The sequence below is a fragment of the Rhizobium sp. LEGMi-198b genome, assembly GCF_054114205.1.
Genome location: NZ_JBSYVH010000002.1, coordinates 939,654 through 952,875, shown reverse-complemented (window position 1 = coordinate 952,875; position 13,222 = coordinate 939,654). Strand labels below are relative to the sequence as shown.

Below are 13,222 nucleotides of genomic sequence, written 5' to 3'. Positions count from 1 at the left end.
CTTCTATGTCGACCGACAACAGGCCTTTGGCCATCAGTGCGCCTGAGCCGCGTTCGCTTGAGCTCATCTTCACCAAGGATGCGCTGTCGCTCCTTCATTCGAAATACCGGATCGTCGAGGCTGATCCGGAGAATATTGCTGGGCTTGGCGACGACGTACTCGGCGAGGCGCGCTATATCATCGGCCAGCCGCCGCTTTCGAAGGATACGCTCGACCGCATGCCGCACCTGCGCTGCATTTTGAATGTCGAAAGCAATCTCATCAACAACATGCCCTATGATGTGCTGTTCGAGCGCGGCATCCATGTCGTTACCACCGGACAAGTCTTCGCCGAGCCGGTGGCGGAGATCGGGCTTGGATTTGCGCTCAGCCTGGCGCGCGGCATCGTCGACGCCGATCTCGATTTTCGCGGGGGCAGGGAGCTTTGGGGCGGTGACGGCAATGCCAGGGCCCGTCTGCTCTCTGGCAGCGATATCGGTATCGTCGGGTTCGGCGACCTCGGCAAGGCGCTGAACCGGGTGCTGTCGGGCTTTCGCGCGACGATCAGGGTGTTCGATCCCTGGATGCCGCCTTCGATCCTCAGGGAACATGGCGTCCAGCCGGCCAGCCTCGACGAGGTGCTTTTGGGCAGCGATTTCGTTTTCGTCGTCGCCTCCGTCACCAGCGAAAACAAGGGCTTCCTCGGCGCAGAAGCTTTTGCACGCATGCGCAAGGGCGCGGCCTTCATCCTGCTTAGCCGCGCCGATGTCGTGGATTTCGACGCATTGATGGCTGCGGTCGCCTCCGGCCATATCGTTGCGGCGAGCGATGTCTATCCGGAGGAGCCGCTTGGCAAGGATCATCCGGTGCGCGGCCTCAAAGGCTTCATCCGCTCGGCGCATCGCGCCGGTGCCCTCGACAGCGCCTTCAAGAAAATGGGCGACATGGTGCTGGAAGATATGGCCCTGATGGACCGGGGCCTGCCGCCGATGCGCTGCAAGCGGGCGGAGCGCGAAACGGTGTCACGGATGCGCTCGAAGCCGGTCACCCGAAACTGAAGTTGCAGGTTGCCACGCAGACGGCAGCGGGTGAATTCGCGCAGACGCCTATGAGCCGGCGACGTTGCAGGAGAAGTTGTTCATCCAAGCTGATGGGCGGCTGCCGTCGAACCATCCGGCAGCCGCATTCCGTCATCGGATTTGACCGATGAGTATCAGCGATGATCGAGCTTTGCGACCAGGCGGTCGCCAAGCCATTGCATGCCGCAGACGAGGATGATCAGCACGATGACGACGGCGATCATTACGTCGGTCTCAAAGCGCTGGTAGCCGTAGCGGATCGCGAGGTCGCCGAGGCCGCCGCCGCCGATGGTGCCGGCCATGGCCGAGGCACCGATCAGGGTGACCAGCGTCACCGTAAAGCCTGCGACAATCCCGGGCAGTGCTTCCGGCACCAGCACTTCCCGGATGATGGTCCAGCGGTTGCCACCCATGGCGCGTACGGCATCGATCAGGCCGCGATCGACCTCGCGCAGCGAAACTTCGGCGATGCGGGCGTAATAGGGTATCGCCGCGATGGTAAGCGGCACGATTGCCGCAGTCGTGCCAAGCGCGGTGCCGACGAGCAGCCGCGTCAGCGGGATCAATGCGATCAACAGGATGATGAACGGCACGGCGCGGAAGCCGTTGACCAACGCCGCGAGGATGCGGTTGACGGTGAGCTGTTCGGCGATGCCGTCACGGCCGGTGATGACCAGCGCGAGGCCGAGCGGCAGGCCGATGACGAGCGAGATCAGGCCGGATGCTCCAGTCATCCAGATCGTTTCCCAGAAGGAGCGCCAGAGCAGGCCGAGGATGATGTCAGTTGTCATAGCCTAGAACCTCCACCCGGGCGGTCCGGGCCGTCAGAAAATCAGTCACCTGCGCTGGCAGCGTTGCATCGCGGGTCGGCACAGCGATGAAGAAGCGGGCGACGGGCTGGTTCTGAATATGGTCGATGCCGCCATGCACCAGGCGGAAGGAATGCGGCAGCGCTGCCGAAAGCTCGGCGAAGAGCGCGCCTTGCGCGGCCGGGCCGGCGAGATCGACGCTTAAAATCGCCTCGGTGCCCGGTGCCTGCGACAGTCGCTCGGCGATATGTTCCGGAAGCTGCGGGCGGATGGTGCTGAGCAGGCTTGCGGTGATCTCAGTCTGCGGATTGGCGAAAATCTGCCAGACCGGGCCTTTCTCAACGATGCGGCCCGCATCGATGACGGCCACACGATCGGCAATCGCGCGCACCACTTCCATCTCGTGGGTGATGAGCAGGATCGTCAGGCCAAGCTTGCGGTTGATATCCTTCAGCAGCGTCAGGATCGAGCGTGTCGTCTCGGGATCGAGGGCGGAGGTCGCTTCGTCGGAAAGGAGAAGGGCGGGGCGGGCGGCCAGTGCCCGGGCGATGCCGACGCGCTGCTTCTGCCCGCCAGAGAGAGCCGAGGGATAGGCCTTCGCCTTGTCGGCAAGACCGACGAGTTCGAGCAACTCGCGGGCACGCGCCAGCCGCTCCGCCTTGGCGATACCTTCGATCTTCAGTGGAAGGGCGACATTGTCTTCGACGGTCTTTGCCGAAAGCAGATTGAAATGCTGGAAAATCATGCCGATGCGGCGGCGCAGCGGCTGCAGTTCGTTTTCCGACAGGCCGACGATATTGCGTCCTTCGATATGGATTTCGCCGCTGTCGGCACGTTCCAGCCCGTTCAGGCAGCGGATCAGCGTTGACTTGCCGGCACCGCTGCGGCCGATGATGCCGACGATCTCGCCACGGCGGGCCGTGAGCGAAATACCGTCGAGCGCAGGGTTCGTGCCAAACCGGCGCCTGACATCAACGAGGCGGACGATCTCATCGCCCTGCGACGTGCCGGGCGGGGCATGTCCTTTGATGGCAGTGGCGGAAACGAAGGAATTCATATCAATCTTCTTTCGGCTTTGCGTCGTCGGGCATTGATATCCTGGAACACCGAAGGCGGCCCGAGCAAAAAATGCCCCAGCCGCCTTGGTGCTCAGCGCTGCCCCCGGCGCCGAATTGGTGTTAGTAGGCGCTGAGGCCGGTGCCTTTGTAGACCTTGTCGAACTCAGTCTTGACCGTATCGTTCTGATAGGAGGCGACCAGCGTCTTCACCCAGGACTCATTCTCGCTGCCCTGCTTGACGGCGATGAAGTTGCGGTAAGGGTTGCCATCGATCGGCTCCTGCGCAATGCGGTCCTTCGGCGAAAGCCCGCTCTTCAGCGCCCAGTCGGTGTTGACGACGGCGGCATCGAGATCGTCGATCGAGCGACCGACGATGCCGGCGTCGAGCTCCTTGATTTCGACATTTTTCGGGTTCTCGATGATGTCGGCGGTGGTGGCGAGAATGCCGGTGCCGTCCTTGAGCTTGATGACGCCCTCATTCTGCAGCACGCGCAAAGCGCGGCCCTCGTTGGACGGATCGTTCGGCACGCCGATGACCGCGCCCTTCGGCAGGTCGGCAACCGCCTTGTATTTTTTGGTGTAGAGGCCGATGGGCCAGACGCCGGTATAGCCGACGCGGACGATATGATAGCCGTGTTGCTTGATCTGGTTGTCGAGATAAGGCTGGTGCTGGAAGGCATTGGCGTCGACTTCGCCGCGCTCCAGTGCTTCGTTTGGCTGGGTATAGTCGTTGAAGGCCACGGTTTCGATCTTCAGGCCCTTCTTGGCGGCTTCCGCAGTGACCACGCGCCAGACATCTTCATCTTCGCCGCTCATGATGCCGACCTTGATCGTCTTGTCGGCGGCAAAGGAGGGGGCGGCTGCCGTCAGGCCGAAAACGGCGACAGCGGAGGCAATGAGAGCCGCAAGGCCGGTCCGGCGCGAGAAGCGCAAGGCAGCGAGACCTTCAGAAGACTTTTTCGTCATGGGAAATCCTGTTCCATGTGATTGAGACGCCATCGTCTCGTTGACCGCATGGATCATCTCAGACGGTTGTGGGTCACGCGAAGCAGGATCATTTGTTGTGCGCCGCACTTCTGAAAAACTCTTTTTGGCGTACCGCAGATCTAGAACTAATTTTCTATAGAGATAGTCGATTTTTGTGCCGCGACGATTCCAACTGCATCGAAATTGTGCAAATCAGCGATGGATTGGATCTTTCCAGAGCACTTCTTCCGGCTTTTCCACCGGTTCGATATCGAGATTGACGACGACGGGCTCCTGTCCGGAGCGGACAAGCACGCATTCCAGCGTTTCGTCGCGGCTGGCGTTGATCTCCTGATGCGGCACGAAGGGCGGCACGTAGATGAAGTCGCCGGGGCCGGCTTCGGCGACGAATTCCAGGTTTTCGCCCCAACGCATCCGCGCCTTGCCCTTGACGACATAGATGATGCTTTCGAGATCGCCGTGATGATGGGCGCCGGTCTTGGCGTTGGCGTGGATCGTCACCGTTCCGGCCCAGATCTTCTCGGCGCCCGCGCGGGCATGATTGATAGCGGTGGCCCGGTTCATGCCCGGCGTCTGCGCCGTATTCGGATCGAGCGCATTTCCGGGGATGATCTTGACACCATGTTCGCGCCAATCGACAGGTTCGTGGTGGTGGCCGTGATCGTGTCCATGATCGTTGCTCATGGCTGTCCTTTCGCTACGGAAGGGGCGAGTCGAGCCTCTTCCAAAGGTGAAGTATTCTACCAGCCTACGGCGAAACCCTTCAAAAATATAGGGAATCACAGAAACTTTCGAAAGAGGCTTTTCAAGTCGAGATTAATCTATAGACTCTATCAAGTTAAATGACCGGTGGGAACATTTCGTGTTATCCCGCGTTGCGCCGGTCGGAAAATGGTTTGCCGCGCCGCTCGTCCGATCAAATGCATTCGGGGCGCGCCAGATTCAGAAGCAGCGCGTAGGCCTCTCCGCGAGAGACCGGATAGTTTTTCAAATTATGCGCCGGACTTCCACTTGAAAGGAGACAGACATGAGCAATGCCTTGCCGCCCCTTCATGAGGGTCATGCCCCCATTACTTTGCAGCAGCTCTTCAGGGAAGCGCTCTATGCTTTCGAGGAATGGGACACAGAAGTCACTGAACCGATCGTGATGTTCGAAGGGAAGGTCGTTCCCGTGAGCGTCGTTTTCGAAGCCATGCGTGAATGCACCGATATCGTGCCCAACAACATCGTTTCGGCCGTCACCGAACGGTTGACCAAGCCCTGGGAGGGCGAAGGTCCTCTCGATACAATGACCTTTTCGACCGCAGCCCGGGTCATGGGCGTTCTCGTTCGCAAGCGCCTTCTGGTCGTCAACAATGGTGTCGATGTCGCCGCCGTTGTTGCTGCCGAGACCCAGGCGGCGGAACAGTCAGACCGGTAAGAAATAGCGCATGATTTATTGAGGAACCCGCTGGTTCGCGCCAGCGGGTTCTTTTATGCGATATCAGCGGCGGCTGACGTCAAATTCCGGATCGACGGGGATCTGCATTGCCGTCACCAGATGGTTCGTCTGTCCGGCAAGGCCGATGACGGCCAGCAATTCGCCATGCTGTGCGTCTGTCATGCCCTTTGCCCTGGCGGCAGCGGTATGGGAATGAACGCAGTAGGTGCAGCCGTTGGCGGTGGACACGGCGATATAGATCATCTCGCGAACCAACGGATCGAGTGCGCCGTCAGCCATCATCACCGCCTTAAGCCCCTCCCAGGTGCGCTTCAAAAGTGCCGGATCATTGGCGAGGCCACGCCAGAAATTATTGACGAAATCGGATTTTCTGACGGCGCGGATGTCATCGAAAACGGCCTTCACCGCCGGGATCGCCTCGGCTTCCGCATCGTCGAGCAATTTGACTGTCGTCATTCCAAAATCTCCTTCCAACAATCCGCATGGGTGCGAAAGCTATAGCGCATTTTCGCGTGGGCTTCGCTGAAGGATCGCGTGATCACGGCAACTCTTTTCATTTGCAAAAGTCATCCATATGTGAAAATACTATTCACATAAGAAAAATGCGGTGCGGGACGCAGGGGATTCGGCGGGGGAAATCTCTGTCGAAGCGGAGGTCGGCGACCGGATTGATGCGAGGGAAGCGGAAATAGTCATGGTGGTGGAGAAGGAATTGCCGCTGGCCGGCCTGGTGGTCGTAGATATGAGCCAGTTCCTGTCCGGCCCCTATTGCACCCTGAGACTGATGGATCTCGGCGCGAGAGTCATCAAGATCGAGCGGCCGGAGGCAGGCGATCTCTCGCGACGGCTTTATCTGAGCGATAGCGAGAGCGGCGATTCGACCATTTTCCACGCGATCAACCGTTCGAAGGAAAGCCTGGCGGTCGACTTGAAAAACGAGCGCGACATACAGGCGCTGCGCAAGCTGATCGCCAAGGCCGACGTCCTGGTACAGAATTTCCGGCCGGGCGTCATCGAGCGGCTTGGGCTGGATTATGAGGCTGCGCAGAAGCTCAATCCGCGGCTCGTCTATTGCTCGATCAGCGGCTACGGCGACGAGGGTCCCTGGGTGTCGCGCCCGGGGCAGGATTTGCTGGCGCAATCTCGCTCTGGTGTCATGTGGCTGAATGGCGATGAGGGGCAGGGGCCGGTGCCGTTCGGCTTGGCGATCGGCGATATGCTGGCGGGTGCGGCCGCCGCCCAGGGTATTCTGGCGGCGCTGGTGCGCCGTGGCGTCACCGGCAAGGGCGGGCTGGTGGAGACGAGCCTGCTGGAGGCACTGGTCGATCTGCAGGTGGAGGTGCTGACTGTCCACATGAACAGCGGCAACAAGCTGCCCCAGCGCTCCGGGTTCCGCAGTGCGCATGCCTATCTTTCCGCGCCATACGGCGTTTATCCCGCCACCGACGGCTATCTCGCCATCGCCATGACGCCGATTTCGAAGCTAGCCGACCTTCTCGGCATGGAAGAGCTTGCGCCCTACCGCGACGATCCGAAAAGCTGGTTTACGGCGCGCGACGACATAAAGGCGCTGATCTCGGCGCGCATAGCCACCCGCACCGTGGATGAATGGCTGGCCATTCTGGAACCGGCAGACATTTGGTGTGCCAAGGTGCTGAACTGGCCGGAACTGTTGCAGAGCGAGGGATTTGGCGTGCTGGACATGCTGCAGACGGTTGCCCGCGACGACGGCGTTTCCGTACGCACCACGCGCTCGCCGGTTCGTATTGACGGGCAACGGCCAAAATTCGAACGTGCAGCCCCGCATGTCGGCGAGCATAATGCGGCGATCTGGGAAGAGTTCGGCCTCGGGTGAGTGTCGGAGAGATCGCCCGACGGAATTAGAAGGAGTTTTCCCATGACGCGCATCACCAATCTCCGCGTATTCGATCTGCGCTTTCCGACTTCGCAGAGCCTCGACGGCTCCGATGCGATGAATCCCGATCCGGATTATTCGGCGGCCTACGTCATTCTTGATACCGACAAGCCGGGCCTCGAAGGCCACGGCTTGACCTTTACCATCGGTCGCGGCAACGACATCTGCTGCATGGCGATCGAGGCGATGCGCCATCTGGTCGTCGGCACGGAGCTTGCCGGCGTGTTGGAAAATCCCGGTAAATACTGGCGGCATCTGACCAGCGACAGCCAGCTCCGCTGGATCGGCCCGGAGAAGGGCGCGATGCATCTGGCCACTGGTGCCGTCGTCAACGCTGTCTGGGACCTGCTCGCCAAGGAGGCTGGCAAGCCGGTCTGGCGGCTGGTGGCGGAGATGGATGCGGAGCACATTGCCGATATCGTCGATTACCGCTACCTGACCGACGTATTAACCCGCGACGAAGCCGTGGCAATCCTGAAGAAGGCTGAGGCGGGCAAGGCGGAGCGCATCGCCACCCTCGAGCGTGAAGGTTATGCCTGCTACACGACCTCGGCCGGCTGGCTCGGCTATGATGATGCCAAGCTGCGCCGTCTTTGCCAGGAGGCAATCGATGCCGGTTTCAATCATGTGAAGATGAAGGTTGGCCGCGATCTTGCGGACGATATCCGCCGTCTCACCATCGCCCGCGAAGTGATCGGTCCCGATCGCTATTTGATGATCGATGCCAACCAGGTCTGGGAGGTGGGCCAGGCGATCGATTGGGTGCAAAAGCTCGCTTTTGCGAAGCCCTTCTTCATCGAGGAGCCGACCAGCCCCGATGATGTTGCCGGCCATCGCAAGATCCGCCAGGCGATCGGGCCGGTAAAGGTCGCGACCGGCGAGATGTGCCAGAACCGCATCATGTTCAAGCAGTTCATCGCCGAAGGCGCCATCGACATCGTGCAGATCGATTCTTGCCGCATGGGCGGGCTGAACGAAGTCCTGTCAGTGCTTCTCGTTGCCGCGAAATATGGCCTGCCTGTCTGGCCGCATGCCGGCGGCGTCGGCCTCTGCGAATATGTGCAGCACCTGTCGATGATCGACTACGTCGCCGTCTCCGGCACCAAGGATGGTCGCGTGATCGAATATGTCGACCACCTGCATGAACATTTCATCGACCCTTGCGTGATCCGCGACGCCGCCTACATGCCGCCAAGTCTGCCTGGCTTCTCGATCGAGATGAAGCCTGAGTCGATCGCCGCCTATACGTTCAAGGGGTGATCCGTCACCTGAAGGTTCCAATTACAAGAGTTGAAGCGCTCAGTTCGAGCGCTTCAACCATGCCTGGATGATCGGCACATCCGCGTCTGTCAATTCGTGGCCGTAGGGGATCGTTTGCTGGTTCATCGTCGCGCCGCCGGCATTAAGCCGTTCGGCGAGCGGTTGCGCGTGGTGTCCATAGTCGTCCTTCTCGCCAGCGATGATCAGTACATCGGCGTTCGACATGTCCGCCGGCGGCGGATCGGTCAGCGCGGCCATGGAGCGTAGCAGTACAGCGCGGCGGATGAGATGCGGCTGCAGCGACAGCATGGCATTGATGAGGTTCGCGCCGTTCGAATAGCCGATATAGACGATACGCTCGGGATCGAGGTCGTAGGTGCGGATCGCGCCATCGATGAAGGCGGCGAAGGCTTCGGCTTCGCTGGCGATGTCGGCCTGATCGAAGGAGAAGGGCGTGATGCGGCGGAACCAGCGCGGCGAGCCTTCCTCGAGCGCGCGGCCACGCACGCCGAGCAACGTTGCCCGCGGGTCGATCTTATGGGCAATCGGCATCAGTGATGTTTCGCTGGCGCCCGAGCCATGCAGCAAGATGAAGACGGTACCGTCCGGCTCCTCCGGCGTGAAGAAGCGATGCACGAACGGCAGATCGCGATAGATGACGCGCGGCTCGCCGGGCATTGAGAATTGCGGCAGGATCACGCTCAGCTCCGCCAGCCGTTCCGGTTTGTCATCGGGGGCGAACAGGCGCGTGCCGAGTGTTGCCTCGTCTTCGTCGATCAGCATGCCCGGCGCATCGGTTGCGAGTTCGAACAGGATGCGGCCGGGTTCCCGGACATAGAGCGAGCGGAAATATTTGCGATCATGCATCGCTGTCGGCCAGGAATTGATCGCCTGCAGCGCCGTACGCACCGCTTGCAGTTCGGCATCGTCGGAGGCACGAAACGCCACGTGGTCGACCGTGCCGGTTCCCGGCGCACTTGCCCAGAAACCACGGGCATCGCGGATGTCGATGATATCACCGGGTTCGGAAATGAGGCGGCTGATCGCCCCATCGACCGCTTGCAGCCGGTAGCCGAAATGCTCCAAGAGAAGCTTTTGCGTCTCCTCGGGCGTCTCGCTGAACAGCGTCGCGCCGCGAATGCGCCGGATGGCATGTTCTGGCGGGATTTTGTCGCTTGCCCAAGGTGCGGCCGATTGTAATTCACCTACGCCGACAAGTTTGATGATAACGCCATCTGGGTCTTTCAGCCGTAGAACCGGTTCGCCGAATTCCTCGGAAGGGCCTTCGGGTTTCAGCCCTGCGCTCAAGGCGCGCGTCAGCCAGAAACCGATGCTCATGGGATCGATGGCCAGCGAGATTTCGCCGACTTGTCCGACGCCGGGACGTCCCGGAGAGCCGTCCTCCCAGACAAGGAAGGTCACCAGCGAGCCCGGCGATCCGATCGCGTCGCCATAGATGAGGTGCAACTGCGTGGCGTCTTCGAAGCCGCCGGTGCGTTTGACCAGCCGTAGGCCGAGAAAGCCGGCGTAGAAATCGACATTCGCCTGCACCTTGCGGGTGATGAGCGTGATGTGGTGAATGCCGGCGACCATGACGATGCTCCAGATGGATTGTGCAATTGGTCGCTATTTAGGGCGGAAGCATCCGCCAGTTCAATGCGCGGTCCGTGGAGGCTGTGTTCACCAAAAGCGCAACGTCCGCCTCTGAACCGTGCCAGGCACGGATCAAGTTTTGCCTATTTGACTGCCTTGGCCGTCTTTCGTTTGGCCTTTGTCTTCGGCTCTGGTGGCGGCTGCAGCGCCTCTTTCTCGAGGCGCAGTTCCCTCAGGCGCGCCGTTTTGCGTTCGCGGGTCATCTGTTCGCTGGCGATGATTTCCTTGACGGTGGAGTCGAGCTGGCTGGACTTGACCAGCGCTGCCTCTCTCTTGGATCCGAAAAGATTGTCTTTATTGGGCGGCGCCATCTTGGCCTCCAGGGTTTGTGTCGGCGTTGGCGTTTCCTGTGGATTTGAGCGGGTAAGCATCCGCGCCCACAAGGAGGGAGATCCATCCTGTATCGGGTGGCATTCGTATTGCTGGGAATTCCAGCGCTCCCCGGAAATAAGGCGGAATTGCCGCAATGAAGCCGGGGGGACGTAAAAAGAAAAGTGCCGATGAATCTTATATAGGACGACGCAAAAAACTCGGAAATAGCTACAAAAAGACTATTCGAATTTGATCCTCGATAAACGATAGTTTTATGTCACGCGAGTCGATTTATGCGAAATATCTAGTCATTTTCGATATTTCTGATATTTCGCCTTGTGGGGTATCCAGCCCTCAGCTATAAGCTGCGCATCGATATTGGTGAACGAACTTTGCCTCGACGCACTCTGCGCGACATTGACGAACTTCCCTCTCAAAATCGGTCTACTGCACCAGACGGTTGTCTGGATGCGATCTCTACATGAGTGATTGAAAGGTCATTGTTATGAGCACAGGTACTGTAAAGTGGTTCAATGCTACCAAGGGTTTTGGTTTCATTCAGCCTGATGACGGCGCGACGGACGTCTTCGTGCATATTTCCGCGGTTGAGCGCGCTGGAATGAGCACTCTTCGTGACGGCCAGAAGATTTCCTACGAGCTTGTCAAGGACAAGCGCTCGGGCAAGATGTCGGCTGATCAGCTCGAATCCCTGTAAGGCATTTGCTTCCGATCTTTGACCATGGATGTACTGGCAAAGATCGTTGAGACGATGAAGGAAGAGGTCGGGTTAGCCCGGCCTTTTTTGTATCTTGTGTTCCTGGCGAGCTTTTCGACACTCGGGGAATCAGTGTCCCCCGAGTGAATCCTCGGGCGACTTCTTGCGGTGGCCGCTGATCTCCGTGCCGGCGGTGCGCGAAAAGCTGGCGTTCCAGATCACTGCGAGCAGCGCAATGGCCGTGACGACGATGAAGGCGACGGAGAAGTCGATCATCTCGGCCTTCGCATGGCCGCCGAACTGCATCGAGCCATGCAGGGCAAGAGCGGCGACGCAGATGCCGAGCGAGAGCATCAACTGCTGGAAGGTCGAATAAAAGCTGGTCGCGATGCTCATCCGGTCACGTTCGATCTCGTCATAAGCGATCGTGTTGTAGGCTGTGAACTGGAACGACATGAAGAAGCCGCAGAAGAACAGGATCACGAAGATGACAGGCAACGGCCAATTCGGCTGGAAAATGGCGCACATTCCATAGCCGAGCGTGCCAATCAGACCGAAGACGATAAGGGCGGTGCGGAAGCCGAGCGTGCGCAGGATGCGGACCTGAAAAGGCTTCATGGCCATGGAGCCGAGCGCGGTCGCAATGGCGATCTGGCCGGCTGTAGCGGCCGAAAGACCGAAGCCGAGCTGCAGCATCAGCGGGATAAGGAAGGGATGGGCGCCCTGGCTGATGCGCGTCAGCGAGCCGGCGATGACCGAGGTGCGGAACGTCGGCACCTTCATCAGCGAGAAATCCATGATCGGCGACGGATGCTTGCGGGCATGTCGCAGATAGGCGATGCCGAACAGTAGGCCAATCGAGATCAGGAAGACGGCCAGATAGCCTTCGCCTTCGCGGCTCGACATTTCGAAACCGAAGAGCAGCGAGCCAAGCGAGATGCCTGACAGGATGAAGCCGGAAAGGTCGAAGCGGCCATTGCGCGGCCCTTTTACCTCTTCGATGAACATCGACACCAAGATGAAGCCGATAACGCCGATCGGCACGTTGATGTAGAAGATCCAGCGCCAGTCGAGATAGGTCACGAACATGCCGCCGACGGGCGGGCCGAGGATGGGGCCGACAAGCGCCGGGATCAGTAGCCAGGACATGGCGTTGACCATGTCCTTGCGGGCGACGCTGCGCATCAACACGAGACGTCCCACAGGCAGCATCATCGCTCCGCCGAGACCCTGCAGCAATCGCGCGATCACGAGGAAGAACAGGTTCGGCGCCTGCGCGCACAGAAGCGAGCCGACGACGAAAACCGCGATGGCGGACCGGAAGACGGTGCGCGATCCGAAGCGGTCTGCAATGGCGCCGCTGGCGGGAATGAAGATCGCCAGGCTCAGAAGATAGGACGTGAGCGAGATACTCATCGCTGGCGCGCTGACGCCGAAGTCTCTCGCCATGGTCGGCAGCGCTGTGGCGAGCACGGTCGCGTCAAGCTGCTCCATGAACATGGCGCTTGCTACGATAAGCGCGATTACACGAAAATTAGGTACGGCCCGCCGGGTTGGGGCGGCCTGGAAAATCTGGTCCGACATTGTCGGGGATCGCTCTCGATGGCGCGGTGGGGTCCAAAGACAGAACCGCGAGTCTGGTGACGGCGCAAAGGCCGATTGGAACGGGGCCCGGTATACTCCCGCTCACGCGGGATGACTATATCCGAATTTGCAAATCTTATTGATCGAAATGGAAAAAACGTCGCAGCCGGGCAGGAATGTCACAACCGATGAATGCCAGATGAACAGGTGACGGCGGCAGCGGCGGTTGCATCGATCACAGTCTGTTTTCCCGCGTAAGATGGTGTGTCTCGATTGTTGATTCTTTGTCATGAATAAGCTGACATAACGGCACTTAAGTCATGAGCTATCCCGTTGCATAATGTTTACGAAGCCAAAGCGGGGCCTGCCATGAACATCCTCAGGAAGTGTTGCATTCGTCGCCGCGCCGCGTGATGCGGGCGATTTTTGA

Annotated in this window: 13 protein-coding genes; 5 read left to right on the top strand and 8 right to left on the bottom strand. The window is 59.8% G+C overall.

All coding sequences use genetic code 11. The annotated features are described in order from the left end of the window. Positions 1-5: 5 nt before the first annotated feature. Positions 6-1,037, top strand: a complete 1,032-nt coding sequence (locus ACXHXG_RS11290) for a hydroxyacid dehydrogenase (RefSeq protein ID WP_457899321.1) — start codon at positions 6-8, stop codon at positions 1,035-1,037. Between the two features lie 155 nt (positions 1,038-1,192). Here ACXHXG_RS11290 and ACXHXG_RS11285 read toward each other — a convergent pair whose 3' ends face one another. From ACXHXG_RS11285 to ACXHXG_RS11270, 4 genes are all read right to left on the bottom strand, one after another. Continuing rightward, entirely contained in the window at positions 1,193-1,849 is a 657-nt protein-coding gene (locus ACXHXG_RS11285) for a methionine ABC transporter permease (RefSeq protein ID WP_457899320.1), read from the bottom strand. Continuing rightward, entirely contained in the window at positions 1,839-2,924 is a 1,086-nt protein-coding gene (locus ACXHXG_RS11280; RefSeq protein WP_457899319.1) for a methionine ABC transporter ATP-binding protein, read from the bottom strand. The genes ACXHXG_RS11285 and ACXHXG_RS11280 overlap by 11 nt, the downstream gene beginning before the upstream one ends. A gap of 121 nt (positions 2,925-3,045) precedes the next feature. After that, on the bottom strand, positions 3,046-3,891 hold the full coding sequence (locus ACXHXG_RS11275) for a MetQ/NlpA family lipoprotein (protein ID WP_457899318.1): 846 nt from the start codon (positions 3,889-3,891) through the stop codon (positions 3,046-3,048). Positions 3,892-4,104: 213 nt separating this feature from the next. Further along, positions 4,105-4,596, bottom strand: coding sequence for a cupin domain-containing protein (locus tag ACXHXG_RS11270; protein ID WP_104824115.1), 492 nt, complete (start codon positions 4,594-4,596; stop codon positions 4,105-4,107). A gap of 343 nt (positions 4,597-4,939) precedes the next feature. Between ACXHXG_RS11270 and ACXHXG_RS11265 the strand changes: the two genes are divergently transcribed. Next, the gene (locus tag ACXHXG_RS11265; protein ID WP_104824114.1) at positions 4,940-5,332 is read left to right on the top strand and encodes a BRA0787 family protein; all 393 of its coding nucleotides are present in this window, start codon (positions 4,940-4,942) and stop codon (positions 5,330-5,332) included. Between the two features lie 63 nt (positions 5,333-5,395). Here the strand turns inward: ACXHXG_RS11265 and ACXHXG_RS11260 are convergent, their stop codons facing one another. Continuing rightward, positions 5,396-5,809, bottom strand: coding sequence for a carboxymuconolactone decarboxylase family protein (locus ACXHXG_RS11260; protein ID WP_104824113.1), 414 nt, complete (start codon positions 5,807-5,809; stop codon positions 5,396-5,398). Positions 5,810-6,047: 238 nt separating this feature from the next. Between ACXHXG_RS11260 and ACXHXG_RS11255 the strand changes: the two genes are divergently transcribed. Then, positions 6,048-7,208, top strand: a complete 1,161-nt coding sequence (locus ACXHXG_RS11255) for a CaiB/BaiF CoA transferase family protein (RefSeq protein WP_457899510.1) — start codon at positions 6,048-6,050, stop codon at positions 7,206-7,208. A 42-nt stretch (positions 7,209-7,250) separates the two neighbouring features. After that, positions 7,251-8,528, top strand: a complete 1,278-nt coding sequence (locus ACXHXG_RS11250) for an L-fuconate dehydratase (RefSeq protein ID WP_104824111.1) — start codon at positions 7,251-7,253, stop codon at positions 8,526-8,528. 39 nt (positions 8,529-8,567) lie between these two features. On the opposite strand, the gene ACXHXG_RS11245 is transcribed toward ACXHXG_RS11250, so the two are convergent. Further along, on the bottom strand, positions 8,568-10,121 hold the full coding sequence (locus ACXHXG_RS11245; protein WP_457899317.1) for a VOC family protein: 1,554 nt from the start codon (positions 10,119-10,121) through the stop codon (positions 8,568-8,570). Between the two features lie 143 nt (positions 10,122-10,264). Then, complete coding sequence (locus ACXHXG_RS11240) at positions 10,265-10,492, bottom strand: hypothetical protein (protein WP_457899316.1); 228 nt, start codon at positions 10,490-10,492, stop codon at positions 10,265-10,267. Between the two features lie 506 nt (positions 10,493-10,998). Between ACXHXG_RS11240 and ACXHXG_RS11235 the strand changes: the two genes are divergently transcribed. Continuing rightward, on the top strand, positions 10,999-11,208 hold the full coding sequence (locus ACXHXG_RS11235) for a cold-shock protein (RefSeq protein WP_104824108.1): 210 nt from the start codon (positions 10,999-11,001) through the stop codon (positions 11,206-11,208). Between the two features lie 129 nt (positions 11,209-11,337). On the opposite strand, the gene ACXHXG_RS11230 is transcribed toward ACXHXG_RS11235, so the two are convergent. Further along, complete coding sequence (locus ACXHXG_RS11230; protein ID WP_457899315.1) at positions 11,338-12,792, bottom strand: MFS transporter; 1,455 nt, start codon at positions 12,790-12,792, stop codon at positions 11,338-11,340. Between the last annotated feature and the right edge of the window lie 430 nt (positions 12,793-13,222).

Excerpts from the sequence above, each read along its gene's own strand:
- ACXHXG_RS11290 (WP_457899321.1), top strand. The coding sequence starts at position 6 with ATGTCGACCGACAACAGGCCTTTGGCCATCAGTGCGCCTGAGCCGCGT.
- ACXHXG_RS11285 (WP_457899320.1), bottom strand. The coding sequence starts at position 1,849 with ATGACAACTGACATCATCCTCGGCCTGCTCTGGCGCTCCTTCTGGGAA.
- ACXHXG_RS11280 (WP_457899319.1), bottom strand. The coding sequence starts at position 2,924 with ATGAATTCCTTCGTTTCCGCCACTGCCATCAAAGGACATGCCCCGCCC.
- ACXHXG_RS11275 (WP_457899318.1), bottom strand. The coding sequence starts at position 3,891 with ATGACGAAAAAGTCTTCTGAAGGTCTCGCTGCCTTGCGCTTCTCGCGC.
- ACXHXG_RS11270 (WP_104824115.1), bottom strand. The coding sequence starts at position 4,596 with ATGAGCAACGATCATGGACACGATCACGGCCACCACCACGAACCTGTC.
- ACXHXG_RS11265 (WP_104824114.1), top strand. The coding sequence starts at position 4,940 with ATGAGCAATGCCTTGCCGCCCCTTCATGAGGGTCATGCCCCCATTACT.
- ACXHXG_RS11260 (WP_104824113.1), bottom strand. The coding sequence starts at position 5,809 with ATGACGACAGTCAAATTGCTCGACGATGCGGAAGCCGAGGCGATCCCG.
- ACXHXG_RS11255 (WP_457899510.1), top strand. The coding sequence starts at position 6,048 with ATGGTGGTGGAGAAGGAATTGCCGCTGGCCGGCCTGGTGGTCGTAGAT.
- ACXHXG_RS11250 (WP_104824111.1), top strand. The coding sequence starts at position 7,251 with ATGACGCGCATCACCAATCTCCGCGTATTCGATCTGCGCTTTCCGACT.
- ACXHXG_RS11245 (WP_457899317.1), bottom strand. The coding sequence starts at position 10,121 with ATGGTCGCCGGCATTCACCACATCACGCTCATCACCCGCAAGGTGCAG.
- ACXHXG_RS11240 (WP_457899316.1), bottom strand. The coding sequence starts at position 10,492 with ATGGCGCCGCCCAATAAAGACAATCTTTTCGGATCCAAGAGAGAGGCA.
- ACXHXG_RS11235 (WP_104824108.1), top strand. The coding sequence starts at position 10,999 with ATGAGCACAGGTACTGTAAAGTGGTTCAATGCTACCAAGGGTTTTGGT.
- ACXHXG_RS11230 (WP_457899315.1), bottom strand. The coding sequence starts at position 12,792 with ATGTCGGACCAGATTTTCCAGGCCGCCCCAACCCGGCGGGCCGTACCT.